Consider the following 14,958-nt stretch of genomic DNA (forward strand, 5'->3'; position numbering starts at 1 on the left):
CCATGACCCTGCCAACAACAGCCACAGAACCAACAACAGCCACAGAACCAGCCACAGAACCCACAGTCTCAGCGCAGACCTTTTCGGCCGTCCTCGTTGCCAACCGAGGTGAGATCGCGTGCCGTGTCATCCGAACCCTAAGGGACATGGGCATCCGCTCAGTCGCCGTCTATTCGGAAGTGGACAAGGACGCCAAACACGTCAGCCTGGCGGATACGGCCGTCGCCATTGGCGGAACGTCACCTGCGGACAGCTACTTGAAGATCGACGCCATCATTGACGCGTGCCGCCGCAGCGGAGCGGAGGCCGTTCATCCGGGCTACGGCTTCCTGTCCGAGAACGTAGCGTTCGCCAAAGCGTTGGACGCTGCCGGCATCACGTTCATCGGACCCGGTATCGGTGCCATCGAAGTGATGGGAGACAAGATCCGGTCCAAGAACCACGTAATGGCCTACGACGTTCCCTGCGTTCCCGGCATCGCCAAGCCCGGACTCACTGACCAGGATCTCATTGAAGCAGCCACCGAAGTCGGCTTCCCGCTCCTGATCAAGCCATCGGCAGGCGGCGGTGGCAAGGGTATGCACGTGGTGGAACGGGCCGAGGACCTGGCCTCCACGCTTCTGACGGCGAGGCGCGTCGCAGCGTCCGCTTTCGGTGACGACACTCTCTTCCTGGAACGGCTCATCCGGGCTCCCCGGCACATCGAAGTGCAGGTCCTGGCCGACAACCACGGAAACGTCATCCACCTCGGCGAGCGCGAATGTTCCCTGCAACGACGGCACCAAAAGGTCATCGAAGAAGCTCCCTCCGCGCTTTTCGAATCACTGGCGGACGGCGCTGCCCACAGGGCGCGGATCGGCGAGGCGGCCTGCAACGCAGCGCGTTCGGTCAATTACAGCGGCGCCGGAACCGTCGAGTTCCTGGTGTCCGACGAACATCCGGATGAGTTCTTCTTCATGGAGATGAACACCCGGCTGCAGGTGGAGCATCCCGTCACTGAGCTGGTCACGGGAATCGACCTCGTTGAATGGCAGGTGAGGATCGCCGCCGGTGAGGTGCTCACCGTGGCGCAGTCCGACGTCGTACTGCAAGGCCATGCCGTGGAGGCGCGGGTGTACGCGGAGGTGCCCGAGCGGAACTTCATGCCGTCGATGGGGCGCATCGTGGCACTCGCTGAGCATGGCGCGGCGGACGCCGCGGTGTCCGGTCAGCAGCAGGCCCATGCCAATGTGCGGATCGACTCCGCCATGCGGGACGGGCTGCAGATCACGGGTGACTACGATCCCATGCTCGCCAAAGTTATCGCGTGGGGAGCGGACAGGGCCGCCGCACTGGACACGCTGGATGCTGCGCTGGGCCGTTACACCTTGCTGGGCGTGGACACGAACGTCGAGTACCTTCGACTCCTGATCAACGACGCCGATGTCCGTGCCGGGCACCTCGACACCGGGTTGATTGAACGCAAGCTGCCGTCCATGGAGTTCCGGCACGCAGGCCCCAAGGAACTGATCGCGGCCGCCCTCACGCTGTGGCTTGAACGCCCGGCCCCGGCGCTCGCAGGAGACGCGTGGAAGAGCGCCGACGCTTGGCGGGTCGGGGCTCCCGGTGCCTGGACCGCGACCTTCGGCGTCCCAGGCGCCGCTATGGCTACGGTCGCCGTCACCGAAAAGGCCGGCACCGTGACGGCAAGGGTCGACGACGGCGAACCGGTGGGCGTGCGGGTGGCCGACCGCAGCGGGACCGGGATAACCCTGGAGTTCGACGGCGGTCAGGTCACCTATGCGGTGGCCACGGCGGACGCAGCACGGGAGATCTTCGTGGGCAACGATGGCTGGTCCTGCCGGCTTGAGGTCCTTGACCGGGCCGGGCGCCTGCAACGGATGCTCGCGGGGATCCAGCGCGTCGAAGGAGCAGCCGATCCGGAAGTGCGCTCGCCCATGCCCGGGACGGTGGTTTCCGTGTCCGTGGCCAACGGTGACGTGGTCGAGGAAGGACAGGTCCTCCTGGCTGTTGAAGCCATGAAGATGGAGCACCAACTTGTGGCGTCCGTCGCCGGAACCGTCCACCTCACCAGCAAACCCGGCGATCTGGTCAAAGCCGACCAGGTGCTCGCCACCATCCATGCAGCGGTCGCCGCAGAAGACACGGCCAACGCGGGCCGCGACACCAACAACGGCCGGAACCCAGACAAGAGCCAGAACCCAGACAACGGCCAAATCCCAGACAAGGAAGTCCAGCCATGAGCACGTTTGAACTGACAGAGGAATACCAGGACCTCAGCGATTCCGTCAGGGAGTTCGCCGACGAGGTAGTAGCCCCTGTCTCCGCCAAGCACGACGAAGAGCACAGCTTCCCTTACGAAGTGGTCAAGCAGATGGGGGAGATGGGCCTGTTCGGCCTGCCGTTCCCCGAGGAATTCGGCGGGATGGGCGGAGACTACTTCGCGCTCGCCTTGGCGTTGGAACAGTTGGGGCGCGTAGACCAGTCCGTGGCCATCACCTTGGAAGCCGGAGTATCGCTGGGGGCCATGCCGGTTTACCGCTTCGGCACCGAAGAACAGAAGCAGGAGTGGCTGCCGCAGCTGGCATCCGGCCGGTCCTTGGCCGGTTTCGGGCTGACCGAGCGTGAAGCCGGATCCGACGCCGGCGGCACCAAGACCAACGCCCACCTGGAAAACGGCGAGTGGGTCATCAACGGCAACAAGGAGTTCATTACCAACTCCGGCACGGACATCACTACCCTGGTCACCGTCACGGCAGTGACAGGCCGGAAAGAGAACGCCGACGGCAGCACCAAGAAGGAGATCTCCACCATCCTGGTGCCGACGGACACGCCGGGGTTTACCGCAGAAAAGCCCTATAACAAGGTTGGGTGGAACGCGTCGGACACCCACCCGCTGACCCTGGACAACGTCCGGGTTCCCGAAGCCAATCTGTTGGGCGAGCGCGGCCGCGGCTATGCCAACTTCCTCTCCATCCTGGACGAGGGCCGGATCGCCATCGCTGCCCTGGCCACGGGTGCGGCCCAAGGTTGCGTGGACCTGTCCGTGAAGTACGCCAAGGAGCGCAGCGCGTTCGGACAGAACATCGGCAAGTACCAGGCCATCCAGTTCAAGATCGCCCGCATGCAGGCCAGGGCCCACACAGCCCGCCTTGCCTACTACGACGCCGCCGCGAGGATGCTGGCGGGCAAGCCGTTCAAGACCGAAGCAGCCATAGCTAAGATGGTCGCAGGCGAGGCAGCCATGGACAACGCGCGGGACGCCACCCAGGTGTTCGGCGGCTATGGCTTCATCAACGAATTCACGGTGGCACGCCATTACCGCGACTCCAAGATCCTTGAGATCGGCGAAGGCACCACCGAAGTCCAGTTGATGCTCATCGCCCGCGAGCTGGGTCTGTAACCGTACGTTGGGTCGGCAGTGGCAGGGAAGGATCAAGGATGATTGACAAGGTTGTTGCCAGCGCCGCCGAAGCGGTGAAGGACATCCCGGACGGAGCCTCGCTCGCGGTAGGGGGCTTTGGCTTATGCGGTATCCCCGTTTCCCTGATTGAAGCCCTTCATCAGCAGGGAACCACGGACCTGGAAACTGTCAGCAACAACTGCGGCGTGGACGATTGGGGCCTGGGAATCCTCCTCAAGGACGGCCGCATCCGCCGCACCATCAGTTCCTATGTGGGCGAGAACAAGGAGTTTGCCCGGCAGTATCTGGCGGGGGAGCTTGAAGTTGTCCTCACCCCGCAGGGCACCTTGGCGGAGAAGCTGCGCGCCGGCGGCGCAGGCATCCCGGCCTTTTATACCAAGGCCGGCGTGGGAACCCAGGTGTCCGAAGGCGGCCTCCCGCAAAAGTACGACGCCGAAGGCAACGTTGCGATTGCTTCGGCGCCGAAGGAGGTGCGGGCTTTCAAGGATGGCGACTACGTCCTGGAAGAGTCTTTGACCCCGGACTTCGGGCTGGTCCATGCCTGGAAGGGGGACCGCCACGGCAACCTTGTTTTCCATGCGACGGCCATGAACTTCAACCCTCTCTGTGCCATGGCGGCCCGGGTGACGATTGCCGAGGTCGAGGAACTCGTGGAACCGGGGGAGTTGGATCCGGAGCACATTCACACGCCGGGTATCTTCGTTCAGCGGGTCGTCGTAGCAGGAGCGGCGGAGAAACGGATCGAAAAGCGCACCGTCGCGTTGACCTCCGCAACAAGCGGACAGACAGGAGCTTCATGATGGCCGACAACACGTATCAGGACTTACCGCCACGTCCCGAAGCAGTACGGCACGAGTACCGGCGGGCCGACGTCGAACACCACGAAGCAAAAGGCTGGACCCGCAACGAACTGGCCGCCCGCGTGGCCAAGGAACTGGTCAACGGACAGTACGTGAACCTGGGAATCGGGATGCCCACCCTGATCCCCAACTACATCCCGGACGGAGTGGAGGTCATCCTCCACTCCGAGAACGGCATCCTCGGAGTTGGCCCGTACCCTACCGAGGACAGGGTCGATCCCGACCTCATCAATGCCGGCAAGGAGACCGTGACAACCAACCCGGGTGCTGCGTTCTTCGACTCGGCGTCCTCGTTCGGCATGATCCGCGGCGGACACGTGGACGTGGCGGTCCTGGGAGCGATGGAGGTCGCTGCCAACGGCGATCTTGCCAACTGGATGATCCCCGGCAAGATGGTCAAAGGCATGGGCGGCGCCATGGACCTGGTGTTCGGTGCCAAGAAGGTCATCGTCATGATGGAGCACGTCGACCGCAACGGCCGGCCAAAGATTGTCCCGAGCTGCACGCTTCCCCTCACCGGCAAGGGCTGTGTGGACAGGATCATCACGGACCTGGCGGTGATCGACGTCGTCAAGGACGAAGGTGATCCGCGGTTGGTGTTGCGCGAGCTCGCCCCGAACGTCACCCTTGACGACGTCCTGGCGGCCACAGGCGCCGAGCTGTTCGAAGAGGACCAGGAGCTCACTGTATGACGCGGGTCGTGGAACAACGCGGACTCTACTTCGACGAACTCGAAGAAGGCGTGATCTACGCCCACAAGCCCGGCCGCACCGTCACGGAGACGGACAACGTTCTCTTCACCACGTTGACCATGAACACCCAGGCGCTCCATCTGGATGCTGCCTGGAGTTCCGGACAGCCGTTCGGTCAGCGCCTCATGAATTCCATGTTCACGCTGTCCACCATGGTGGGGCAGTCGGTGACACAGCTGACGCAGGGGACCATCATTGCCCAGTTGGGGCTGACGGATGTCACGTTCCCGCACCCGCTGTATCACGGGGATACGCTGTACACGGAAACGGTGATCACGGGAAAGCGTCTGTCTTCGTCCCGGCCCGGACAAGGCGTGGTGACCATGCAGCACACGGGCCGCAACCAGGACGGTACCGTGGTAGCCCTGGCCACCCGCACCTGCCTGATGTGGACCAAGGAAGCGCACGCCGCGAACCTCGCCGACCATTAGTACGCGCAGCCATCAGCACGCCCAGCAGCAAGGAAATCCATGCACTCTCCCTTCACCATGGGCCCGGCCCTCCTCTTCTGCCCCGCCGACCGGCCGGAGCGTTTCGGCAAGGCCGCGGACCGCGCGGACTCGGTCATCCTGGACTTCGAGGATGCCGTGGCTCCCGCGGACAAGCCCGGGGCCCGTGATGCTGTTTTGAAGCAGCTGGGTGCCGGGGAACTGGACCCCCAACGGACCATAGTGCGCGTGAATCCCGTGGGAACCCGTGACTTCGAACTCGATCTCCAGGCCTTGGAACAGACGCCGTACCGGACGGTCATGCTGGCCAAAGCAGAAAGCGGAGAACAGCTGCGGGCGCTGGCTGGCTACAGCGTCATCGCTCTGTGTGAAACCGCATCAGGCATCGTTAATGCTTCCGCCATCGCGGCCGAGCCCAACACCGTTGCCATGATGTGGGGTGCGGAGGACCTCCTGGCTTCCTTGGGCGGACTCTCCAGCAGGAACGACGACGGCGGCTACCGCGCTGTCGCACTGCACGCGCGCTCCACTGTGCTGCTCGCAGCCAAAGCCGCCGGCAAGGAGGCCATCGACTCCGTGTACGTGAACATCCCGGACTTGGCGGGCCTGCTGACCGAGTCCGCAGACGCGGTGGCCAGCGGATTCGGGGCGAAGGCTTGCATCCACCCCAACCAGGTGGCCGTGGTCCGGGAGGCTTATGCGCCTGCCCCCGAAGCTGTTGCCCAAGCCGAAGAACTCCTCGAAGCAGCGGCCGCCGCAGGCTCAGGTGTGTTCCAGTTCAAGGGCAAGATGATCGACGGACCCATTCTCAAGCATGCGGAAGCGACGCTGCGCCGGGCCAGGCGTTAAACAAACCGGCCCTTGTTGCGCAGCCACCGTAGACCGGTTTGCTGGGCGAACAAGGGCCGAATTCGTGTGCGTCCGGTATGACGCCTTAGGCGTGAACCGCCGTCGCGAGTTCAGTGAGTTCGACGGCAGCGGGCCTGGCAACCGTGCTCTTGATGACTTCGGCCTTCCCGCTCTTGGCCGAGGCGAGGACCGATTCCATGACGTCCAGTGCATGGAAGGCCAGCTGGCCACCGGCCCGCGGTTCCTCACCGGCGTGTGTCGCGGCGAGGTCTGCGATGCCGAAGCCGCGGCCCGAGTCCTTGTAGCCCGCAGAAACCGGGAGGGTTTCCCAGTCCTCGGCGCCAAGGGCGAAGAGCTGCACATCCCCGTCGAAATGATTCGGATCCGGGACGACCAACGACCCCTTTTCGCCGTGGATTTCGATGTTGGGACTCTTGGTCTTCACGGCGTCGAAGCTCATGAAGAGCGTGGACAGGGCCCCGGAAGCGTGGACCAGTACTCCGGTGACATGGGACTCGATGTCCACCGGGACCTTCTGCCCTTCCCGCGGACCTGAGCCGATGGTGCGTTCGTTTCGGGTATGGCTGGCCGCCCCCACCACCGACACCACGGGCCCCAGCAACGTGACCAATGCGGATACGTAGTACGGCCCCATGTCCAGCAGGGGCCCACCACCGGGCTGGTAGTAGAAGTCGGGGTTCGGGTGCCAGCGTTCGTGTCCGGGAGTTGCCATCGTGGCCGTGGCGGAAACCGGTGCGCCGATCAGTCCGTCGTCGATCGCCTTGCGGGCTGTTTGAATACCGGTACCCAGGACGGTGTCCGGTGCACAGCCAACCAAGACACCCGCGGCGGACGCAGCCTCAAGTACCTCCTTGGCCTCAGTAGTTGTGGCTGCGAGGGGCTTTTCGCCGTACACCGATTTGCCGGCGGCGATTGCCTTGAGTGCGATCTCCGCGTGAGCAGCCGGGATGGTCAGGTTCAGCACCAGCTCGACATCATCCGCTGCCAAAAGCCCGTCCACACTCAGCGCCCTGACGCCCTCGTAGGAGTCGGCCACAGCCTGCGCCCTTGCGGGATCAAGGTCTGCCACGGCCACCAGATTCACCGAATCCAGCCGGCGGAAGTTTGCCAGGTACTGGGCAATGATGGCGCCGCAGCCGATGATGCCGACGTTGAGCGGCTTGGCGGGGTTCAGCGGGATGCCCACAGCATGCCCCTTTCGATGATGGTGCGGACGTTGCTGTCCTGCAGGATTTCCACCCTGTGGCCGGGGGTGCAGACAAAGATTTTGCCCTTGCCCCACTGGCGTGTCCAGATGGCCGGCGAGGTAACTTCGCGGTTCCAAGGATCCCACTCACGTACCTTTTGGGTGGTGGTGGCCAGGACATCAACGTAGTCGTCGCTCAAAACCCAGTACTGCTCCGTGACGAGGTCAAAATCGCCAATTCCCTGGGTAATGGGGTGTTCGGCTGCGGCGGGCAGCATGTTCACCGTGTAGGGAACATAATTGTCCGATTGCTCCCCGGTCTGTTCGTCCGAGTGCTTACCCGGGTGGCAGGCGAACTGGCCACCGATGAGATGGAGGTAATCGGAGTTGTTGCGGTAGGAATCGGCGATTCCGCCGTGCCAGCCGGCCAGTCCCGTGCCGTTTTCGACGGCGGTCCGCAGCCCTTGGAACTCGTCCTTCTCGATGGTGGACATGGTCATGCATTGGACGATCAGGTCCACACCGGCCATATATTCAGCGTCGGCATATATCTTGGGTGACTCTTCGACGCGGACGTCGTAGCCGTTGTCCCGCAAATAGGGGAGGAAAAGCTCCGTGGCCTCGATTGGCTGGTGTCCATCCCAGCCGCCGCGGACCACCAACGCGGTCTTGTTATTGCTTGTCATGGTTTCCTTCGTATCGGGGCGTGTTCGTTGGAGTCAGGGTAGGGATTCAGCGTGTTGCGAAGGCCGCATCAAAGGCAGCGGCCGGAGGACGGATGGCAGCGAGTTCGCGGACCATCTTGAGCGCCTGGGGAGCGCCCACCAACCGGTCCATGCCTGCGTCCTCCCATTCGATGCTGGTTGGTCCTTCATAACCAACAGCGTTCAAGGTTCGGAAGATCGGCTCCCAATTCACGTCGCCGTGACCGGCCGTGACGAAGTCCCACCCGCGGCGGGGATCCGCCCAGGGCAGGTGGGAACCAAGACGGCCGTTTCGTCCATTGAGTTGCCGGACGGATTCCTTGACGTGGACATGGAAGATCCTGTCGGCAAAGTCCTGCAAGAACATCACCGGGTCCAGGTCCTGCCAGATGAAGTGGGACGGGTCGAAGTTCAAGCCAAAGCTCTCCCGCGGCCCGATGGCTTCCAGGGTGCGCTTGGCCGTCCAGTAGTCGTAGGCGATTTCCGATGGGTGGACTTCCAGGGCGAAGCGGACACCCACTTCGTCAAAGACGTCCAGGATGGGATTCCACCGATCGGCGAAGTCCTGGTAGCCGCGCTCAATCATGGCGTCCGAAGCCGGTGGGAACATGGCTACGCACTTCCAGATGGACGAGCCAGTGAAACCGGTGACCGTCTTGACGCCCAGCCTCGCGGCGGCGCGGGCCGTGGTTTTCATGGCTTCAGCCGCGCGTTGGCGTACGCCTTCAGGGTCACCATCGCCCCATACCGCCGGGGCGAGGATGTCACGGTGCCGCTCATCGATGGGGTCATCGCAGACGGCCTGTCCGGTGAGGTGGTTGGCAATGGCATGGACAGTCAGGTTGTGCTTTTCCAGGATGTCGAGCTTTCCCTGAAGATAAGCGTCGTCCTCCACCACTTGCAGGGGATCCAGATGATCGCCCCAGCAGGCGATTTCCAAGCCGTCAAAGCCCCACTCGCCTGCAAGCCGTGCCACTTCCTCGAACGGCAGATCAGCCCACTGGCCGGTGAAGAGGGTGATGGGTCGGGTCATGATGCTTCCTTGTCGACGTTCTGCCAGCGGCTTGCGTTGTCCGCGCTGGTCTCGACTGCGGCCAGTACCTTTTGCACCTGCAAGGCATCAGCGAACGACGGCGAGGGCTGCTCGCCTGCGTCGATCGCGTTCACGAGGTCCACAACCTGATGGGTAAATCCGTGCTCATAGCCCAAACCATGTCCGGTGGGCCACCAGTTGGCGGTGTAGGGATGGGACGGTTCGGTGACCATGATCTTCCGGAAGCCCGCGTCCGGTTCCAGCGCCGCTTCATAGAACTGCAGCGAGTTCATGTCCTCGAAATCGAAAGCAAGGGAACCCTTGGTGCCGTTGAGCTCCAGGCGCATGGCATTCTTGCGTCCCAGGGCAAAGCGGGTGGCTTCGAAGATGCCGATGGGTCCTGACTCGAACCGCGCAGTGAACAGGGCCGCATCATCAACGGTTACCGGGCCACGCGGTCCATCTGAACCGCCGTGTCCGCCCAACCCCACGAAATCGCCGCCCACCGGGCGTTCCTTGACGAAGGTTTCCAGCAGCGCAGAGACTCCGGTGATATTGAGGCCGGTGATCCACTGCGCGGCGTCGATGCTGTGGGCTCCGATGTCGCCCAGGGAACCGGAACCGGACTTGGATTTGTCCAGTCGCCACGTCAGGGGTGCGTCCGCATCGCTGAGCCAGTCCTGGAGGTACTGGGCGCGGACATGGCGGATTTCGCCGAGCCGGCCTTCTTCAACCATTCTCTTTGCCAGTGCCAAAGCAGGCGTGCGGCGGTAGCTGAAGCCGCACATGGACAGGACTCCGCGCTCGGCTGCTGCCTGCGCGACGACTGTCATCTTTTCGGCTTCCTCCACGGAGTTGGCCAAGGGCTTTTCGCACAGGACATGCTTGCCGGCCTCGAGCGCGGCAATGGCGATCTCGGCATGGGTGTTGCCCGGGGTGCAGATGTCGATCAGGTCGATGTCGTCCCGTTCGATCAACCGCCGCCAGTCGGTTTCGGTGGATGCCCAGCCGTATTTGGCTGCCGCAGCCTTGACACCGTCAGGATTCCTGCCTGCCACGGCCGTAAGTTCCGGTGTCCGTGGCAGGTCAAAGAATCGTGGTGCGGTACGCCAGGCGTGGGAGTGCGCGGCGCCCATGAAGGCGTAGCCCACCATTCCTACACGCAGTGGTTTTGCTTGTGTCACAGGGGAGTCCTTTCTATTTGCTGAAGCCTGCGGTCAGGCCGCTGACCAATTGGCGGCGTCCAAGGACATAGATCACCAGGATGGGCAGCGTGCTCAGCACGACCGAGGCGAGAACGGCAGGGATGTTGACGCTGAACTCACCCTGGAAGGACCACAGACCCAAGGGCAGGACGCGCAGTCCGGGACTCTGGGTGAGCACGAGCGGGAGCAGGAAGCCGTTCCAGACATGCAGGCCGTTGTAGATAGCCACGGTGACGATGGCGGGCTTGGTCAATGGAAGAGCCAAACGCCACATGGTCTGCCACTCGCTGCACCCGTCCAGGCGCATGGATTCGAAGAGCTCGTTCGGAACGTCGCGGATGAAGTTGGACAGGATCAATACCGTCAGCGGTATGGCGAACGCAATGGACGGAAGCATGATGGCCAACAGGCTGTCATAGAGATTCAGTCGGATGATCATCAGGTAGATCGGGATGATGGTGGCCTGAAGGGGAATTGCCAGTCCCATCAGGAAGACACCGTTGACGAACTTCAAGTACCTGCCCTTGCCGCGCACGATCGCGAAGGCCGCCATGAAGGCGATCAGGACCGTGGGGATAACCGATCCCAGTGTGACGATGACGCTGTTCATGAAGTAAGTGGCGAAGTTGGCTTCAAGAACCAGCTGGTAGTTCTCCAGGGTGGGGGCTGTCGGCAGCGCCATCGGATTTTGTCCGAAATAGCCTTCGGAGGTCTTCAGGCTGGTGATGACGATGTAGTAGACCGGAATGATGATGACGGCGAGCCAGATCCAGCCGCCGAGGCCGCCGGGGATGTTGAGCCGCCTGATCCGTGTGCCAAGGCTTTGCTTGGCTTTGATCGACGATGCCGCAGAGGCGGGTGTTCCGGGTTTTGAGTCGCTCTTGAGGACAGTACTCACGTTACATACCTTCCAGTTGGCTGCCCTGTTGGTCCTTGCCGCCCAGGCGTTGGAGGAATAGGGCCAGCGCCAGGCCAATGACGACAAGGATGACGGCGATGACGCTTGCAGGTCCCATGAGGTTGGCCCGGAAGCCGCGCAAGTACATGTCGAGGGCCAGGATGCGGGTGGTGTTACCCGGTCCGCCACCTGTGAGGACGAAGATGAGGTCGAAATACGTCAGCGACCCAACAACCATCAGGGTTGAGGACGTGATGATGGTGTACTTCAGCTGAGGCAGTGTGATGTGGAAGAACTGCTTGATGGTTCCTGCGCCGTCGATCTGGGCCGCTTCATAGAGCGACTTGGGGATCTGCCGCACGCCACCTTGGTAAATCAGGGTGTGGAACGGCACGAACTGCCAGGCGATAACGAAGATGATCAGTCCGAGCGCCAGCTGGGGCACTCCCAACCAGTCCTGGGCAAGGAACGGAAGTCCCAGGCCCATGGCCAGGCCGAAGTTCGGGTCCAGCAACGCCTTGTAGGCGATGGCGACCGCAGCCGAGGAAAGCAGCAGGGGCAGGAAGTACAACACGGCCAGAGCAGCCCTGTATCGCTGCGTTCCCGCGGTAAAGACCCCCAGCAACAGACTGATGGGCGTCTGGACGAGCCAGGACACAATCATGATCATGAAGGTCAGGCCAAGGGAGTTGTAGAGCTCGGGGTCGGACAAGACCGACGTCCAGTTCTCCATTCCGGCTGCTCCAATGGCGCCGATGCCGTCCCAGTTGGTGAAACTCAGGATCAGTACCCCGAGAAGCGGTACAACGGCGAAGACGACAAAGAAGAACAAGGCCGGAATCGTCAGCCAGGGAAGCGCGGATCTTTGCTGCACGCTTCCTTGGGTCTTTTGTGTACCAGAGGCAGCCCTGTTAGAGGTTATGGAACTCATTTGCCCAGGGTGGCATTCATGTTCTCAGCGAATTGCTGCGGGGTGATCGACTTGAGGAAGAGCTGGTCAATGTTGTTCAGCAGGGCTTCGGCAGCGGTGGGGCTCAGGGCCTGGTCCCAGGACTGCTGGAAGTTGGGGGCGTCCTTGCCCAGGGCGTAGACGAAGTTCAGGAAGTCCTTGTCCGGGGACGAGGCAAGCTTGTCTTCAATGCCCTTGACGATCGGAACCGAGCCGGAGTTGATGTAGGCGTCGATGACCGTATCTGTCATGATGCCGTCCTTGAAGAATTTCTTGGCCGATTCCTTTTCCTTGTCCGTGGCCTTGGCCGAGATCGACATGTACTGGGCCGGGTTGCCCACGCCGTTCTTCGGGTCTCCCTTGCCGCCGGCAATGGTCGGGAAGTTTACGAAACCGAGCTTTCCATTCTGGACGAAGTTCTGGCCGTCCTTCTTCATGGCGCCGTAGGTCCAGGAGCCCTGCAGCATCATCGCTGCCTTGCCGGTGAACAGGAGGGCCTGGTCTGCCTTTGAATCCGCCGTGATGGAGGAGAAACCCTTGATGAAGCCATCGGCGGAGACCAGTTCCTGGATCTTGGTGCCGGTTTCGATGACGGCCGGGTCCATCCAAGCGTTGGGCTTGCCATCGAAAATAGCCTTGAAGACCTCGGGGCCGCCGATGCGGTCCAGCAAGTATTCCAGCCACATCATGGAGGTCCAGCGGGATTGTCCGCCCAGGGACAACGGGGCTACGCCCATGTCGTTGAAGGTCTTGACCAGGGACATGAGGTCTTCCCAGGTTTTCGGCGGCTGGACTCCGGCTTTGTCGAACAGGTCCTTGTTGTAGAAAAGGACGATCGGGGCCACGTACTGGTTGGGAAGGGCGTAGATCTTGCCGTCAACCGTTGCTGCTCCGAAGGAGGAGGGGAAGAACTTGTCCTTGAGGTCCGGGTTGGAATCAAACCAGCTGGTGAGGTCTTCAACCTGTCCCGCGTCGGCGTACGTTTTCAGGCCACCGCCACCCCAGCCGTAGATGATCGTGGGGGCCTGGCCGGCCCCGATGGCCGTCTTGATCTTGGTCTTGTACGCGTCGTTCTGGAAGTACGTGACGGCGATCTTGTTATCGGGATTGGCCGATCCGAATGCATCCACGGCCTTCTGCATGGTGGTTTGGTTGGGCTCGCCTGTAAGGAACCACATGCTGGCTCCGCCTCCGCCGCTCGCACCGCCTGGACCGGACGTGCCGCAGGCGCTTGTGGCCATGGCGGCGAAGGGAGTCACGGCCGCGAGGGCCAGGAAGGAACGCCGGGATGATTGGAACTGCTTCATTGCTTCTCCAGGGGTAGTCGCATCACTGAGCAAGCCTTGGTGCTTACTGCCGAACAGAGTGCCTGGCCCGAAATTTATCGAAAAATTTCGATGCCATGATTTAGGTCACGGTCTAAACTAAAGCCTGCGTCACAGTCCGTCAAGGGTCTCCTCGTAAAGATCGACGGCGATAAATCCGGTGAATTGCACGCGTCAGATTTATCGCCGATACTGAAAACACGTCGAAAGATTTCGAAAGTTGGGGAACATGGTTCGAGAAGTGCGTCCGCCCAAATTGACCTTGGCTGCCGTCGCCAAGGAAGTTGGCGTCTCCGCGCCAACCGTGTCCAAGGTGGTTAACGGCCGGCAGGACGTGGCCGAGGAGACCCGTAACCGTGTCCTCGCGGCTTTGCACAGAACGGGCTACCGTTCCCCGCTTCAGCGCAAGAGTCCTCCCGCGCAGCAAGCCGTGGAGGTGGTCTTCGATTCGCTGAACTCTGCGTACTCCGTGGAGGTGCTCAACGGAATAATGGAGCATGCCGCGGCCTCGCAGATGGAAGTGATCCTCTCCGTCACCAGCAGGCAGTCAGCATCGCCCATGGACCCGGAGGAGCGTGCCCAGCGCCTGCTCGATGAGGGCCGCAGCGGCATGATCGTCGTCACCTCGGCCTTCGGGCCAGGGCAGCTTAAGGCCTTCCAGCGACGCCGCATTCCGGTGGTCGTGGTGGATCCGCTCAACCCGCCACCGGGAGACGTCTTCAGCGTCGGAGCAAGCAACTGGGCAGGAGGAAAGGCGGCGGCTTCCCACCTGTTGGAACTGGGGCACCGTCGCATTGCGTACATTGGAGGTCCGGCGGCCGCCGAATGCAGCCAGGCCCGTTTGCATGGTTACATGGCCGCGTTGATGGCCGCCGGCGTGCCGGTTGTGGAGGAGTATGTCTCGGCAGGTCCGTTCCGTTCGTCAACCGGGGTGGCGGCGATGAAGTCGCTCCTGGCCCTGGACGATCCCCCCACGGCGGTCTTCGCCGCCAGCGACAGCATCGCCCTTGGGGTCCTGGCAGAAGCCAGGAGGCAGAACATCCGCATTCCGGACGACATGAGCCTGGTGGGATTCGATGGCACGACGCAGGCTGAAGAGTCCCTGCCGCCACTGACTTCGGTATCGCAACCCCTGCTGGAAATGGGCCGTTCAGCGTTGAGCTTCATTCTCCGCCAACGGAGCGGAGAGGAAATCGACTCCCGGCGCGTCGAACTTGCCACCCATCTGGTGGTGCGTGAGTCCACCGCCCCGCCGCGTACGCAGCAGAGTCCGGCAGGTCTCCGACGCCAGGCGGATTGACGC

At 62.4% G+C, this 14,958-nt stretch carries 14 protein-coding genes; 7 read left to right on the top strand and 7 right to left on the bottom strand.

Features of this window, described 5'->3' with window-relative positions; genetic code table 11:
- Nucleotides 1-2: 2 nt before the first annotated feature.
- Genes JMY29_RS07225 through JMY29_RS07250 form a run of 6 tightly spaced genes read left to right on the top strand, consistent with a single transcriptional unit; the run spans nt 3 to nt 6,334 of the window.
- On the top strand, nt 3-2,243 hold the full coding sequence (locus JMY29_RS07225; protein ID WP_189075811.1) for an ATP-binding protein: 2,241 nt from the start codon (nt 3-5) through the stop codon (nt 2,241-2,243).
- Nucleotides 2,240-3,403, top strand: a complete 1,164-nt coding sequence (locus tag JMY29_RS07230; protein WP_039240561.1) for an acyl-CoA dehydrogenase family protein — start codon at nt 2,240-2,242, stop codon at nt 3,401-3,403. The genes JMY29_RS07225 and JMY29_RS07230 overlap by 4 nt, the downstream gene beginning before the upstream one ends.
- 38 nt (nt 3,404-3,441) lie before the next feature.
- The gene (locus JMY29_RS07235; protein ID WP_189075810.1) at nt 3,442-4,224 is read left to right on the top strand and encodes a CoA transferase subunit A; all 783 of its coding nucleotides are present in this window, start codon (nt 3,442-3,444) and stop codon (nt 4,222-4,224) included.
- Nucleotides 4,224-4,976, top strand: coding sequence for a CoA transferase subunit B (locus tag JMY29_RS07240; protein WP_055977977.1), 753 nt, complete (start codon nt 4,224-4,226; stop codon nt 4,974-4,976). The genes JMY29_RS07235 and JMY29_RS07240 overlap by 1 nt, the downstream gene beginning before the upstream one ends.
- Complete coding sequence (locus tag JMY29_RS07245; protein WP_018779012.1) at nt 4,973-5,467, top strand: MaoC family dehydratase; 495 nt, start codon at nt 4,973-4,975, stop codon at nt 5,465-5,467. The genes JMY29_RS07240 and JMY29_RS07245 overlap by 4 nt, the downstream gene beginning before the upstream one ends.
- A gap of 39 nt (nt 5,468-5,506) precedes the next feature.
- Nucleotides 5,507-6,334 (top strand): HpcH/HpaI aldolase/citrate lyase family protein, encoded by an 828-nt coding sequence (locus JMY29_RS07250; RefSeq protein ID WP_189075809.1) that lies wholly within the window; start codon nt 5,507-5,509, stop codon nt 6,332-6,334.
- Between the two features lie 85 nt (nt 6,335-6,419).
- Here the strand turns inward: JMY29_RS07250 and JMY29_RS07255 are convergent, their stop codons facing one another.
- Genes JMY29_RS07255 through JMY29_RS07285 form a run of 7 tightly spaced genes read right to left on the bottom strand, consistent with a single transcriptional unit; the run spans nt 6,420 to nt 13,637 of the window.
- Nucleotides 6,420-7,541 (bottom strand): Gfo/Idh/MocA family protein, encoded by a 1,122-nt coding sequence (locus tag JMY29_RS07255; protein ID WP_039240567.1) that lies wholly within the window; start codon nt 7,539-7,541, stop codon nt 6,420-6,422.
- Nucleotides 7,526-8,227, bottom strand: coding sequence for a ThuA domain-containing protein (locus JMY29_RS07260; protein WP_018779015.1), 702 nt, complete (start codon nt 8,225-8,227; stop codon nt 7,526-7,528). Before JMY29_RS07260 ends, JMY29_RS07255 begins: the two co-directional genes overlap by 16 nt.
- Before the next feature lie 46 nt (nt 8,228-8,273).
- Entirely contained in the window at nt 8,274-9,278 is a 1,005-nt protein-coding gene (locus JMY29_RS07265; RefSeq protein WP_189075808.1) for a sugar phosphate isomerase/epimerase family protein, read from the bottom strand.
- Nucleotides 9,275-10,462, bottom strand: a complete 1,188-nt coding sequence (locus JMY29_RS07270) for a Gfo/Idh/MocA family protein (protein ID WP_026267330.1) — start codon at nt 10,460-10,462, stop codon at nt 9,275-9,277. Before JMY29_RS07270 ends, JMY29_RS07265 begins: the two co-directional genes overlap by 4 nt.
- A 13-nt stretch (nt 10,463-10,475) precedes the next feature.
- Complete coding sequence (locus JMY29_RS07275) at nt 10,476-11,381, bottom strand: carbohydrate ABC transporter permease (protein ID WP_018779018.1); 906 nt, start codon at nt 11,379-11,381, stop codon at nt 10,476-10,478.
- Between the two features lies 1 nt (nt 11,382).
- Entirely contained in the window at nt 11,383-12,312 is a 930-nt protein-coding gene (locus JMY29_RS07280) for a carbohydrate ABC transporter permease (RefSeq protein WP_064723189.1), read from the bottom strand.
- Entirely contained in the window at nt 12,309-13,637 is a 1,329-nt protein-coding gene (locus tag JMY29_RS07285; RefSeq protein ID WP_018779020.1) for an extracellular solute-binding protein, read from the bottom strand. The genes JMY29_RS07280 and JMY29_RS07285 overlap by 4 nt, the downstream gene beginning before the upstream one ends.
- Before the next feature lie 247 nt (nt 13,638-13,884).
- Here JMY29_RS07285 and JMY29_RS07290 point away from each other — a divergent pair, with 247 nt between their 5' ends.
- Nucleotides 13,885-14,955, top strand: a complete 1,071-nt coding sequence (locus tag JMY29_RS07290) for a LacI family DNA-binding transcriptional regulator (RefSeq protein WP_055977964.1) — start codon at nt 13,885-13,887, stop codon at nt 14,953-14,955.
- Nucleotides 14,956-14,958: the final 3 nt, after the last annotated feature.

It is taken from the genome of Paenarthrobacter nicotinovorans, assembly GCF_021919345.1.
Lineage (GTDB): Bacteria > Actinomycetota > Actinomycetes > Actinomycetales > Micrococcaceae > Arthrobacter > Arthrobacter nicotinovorans.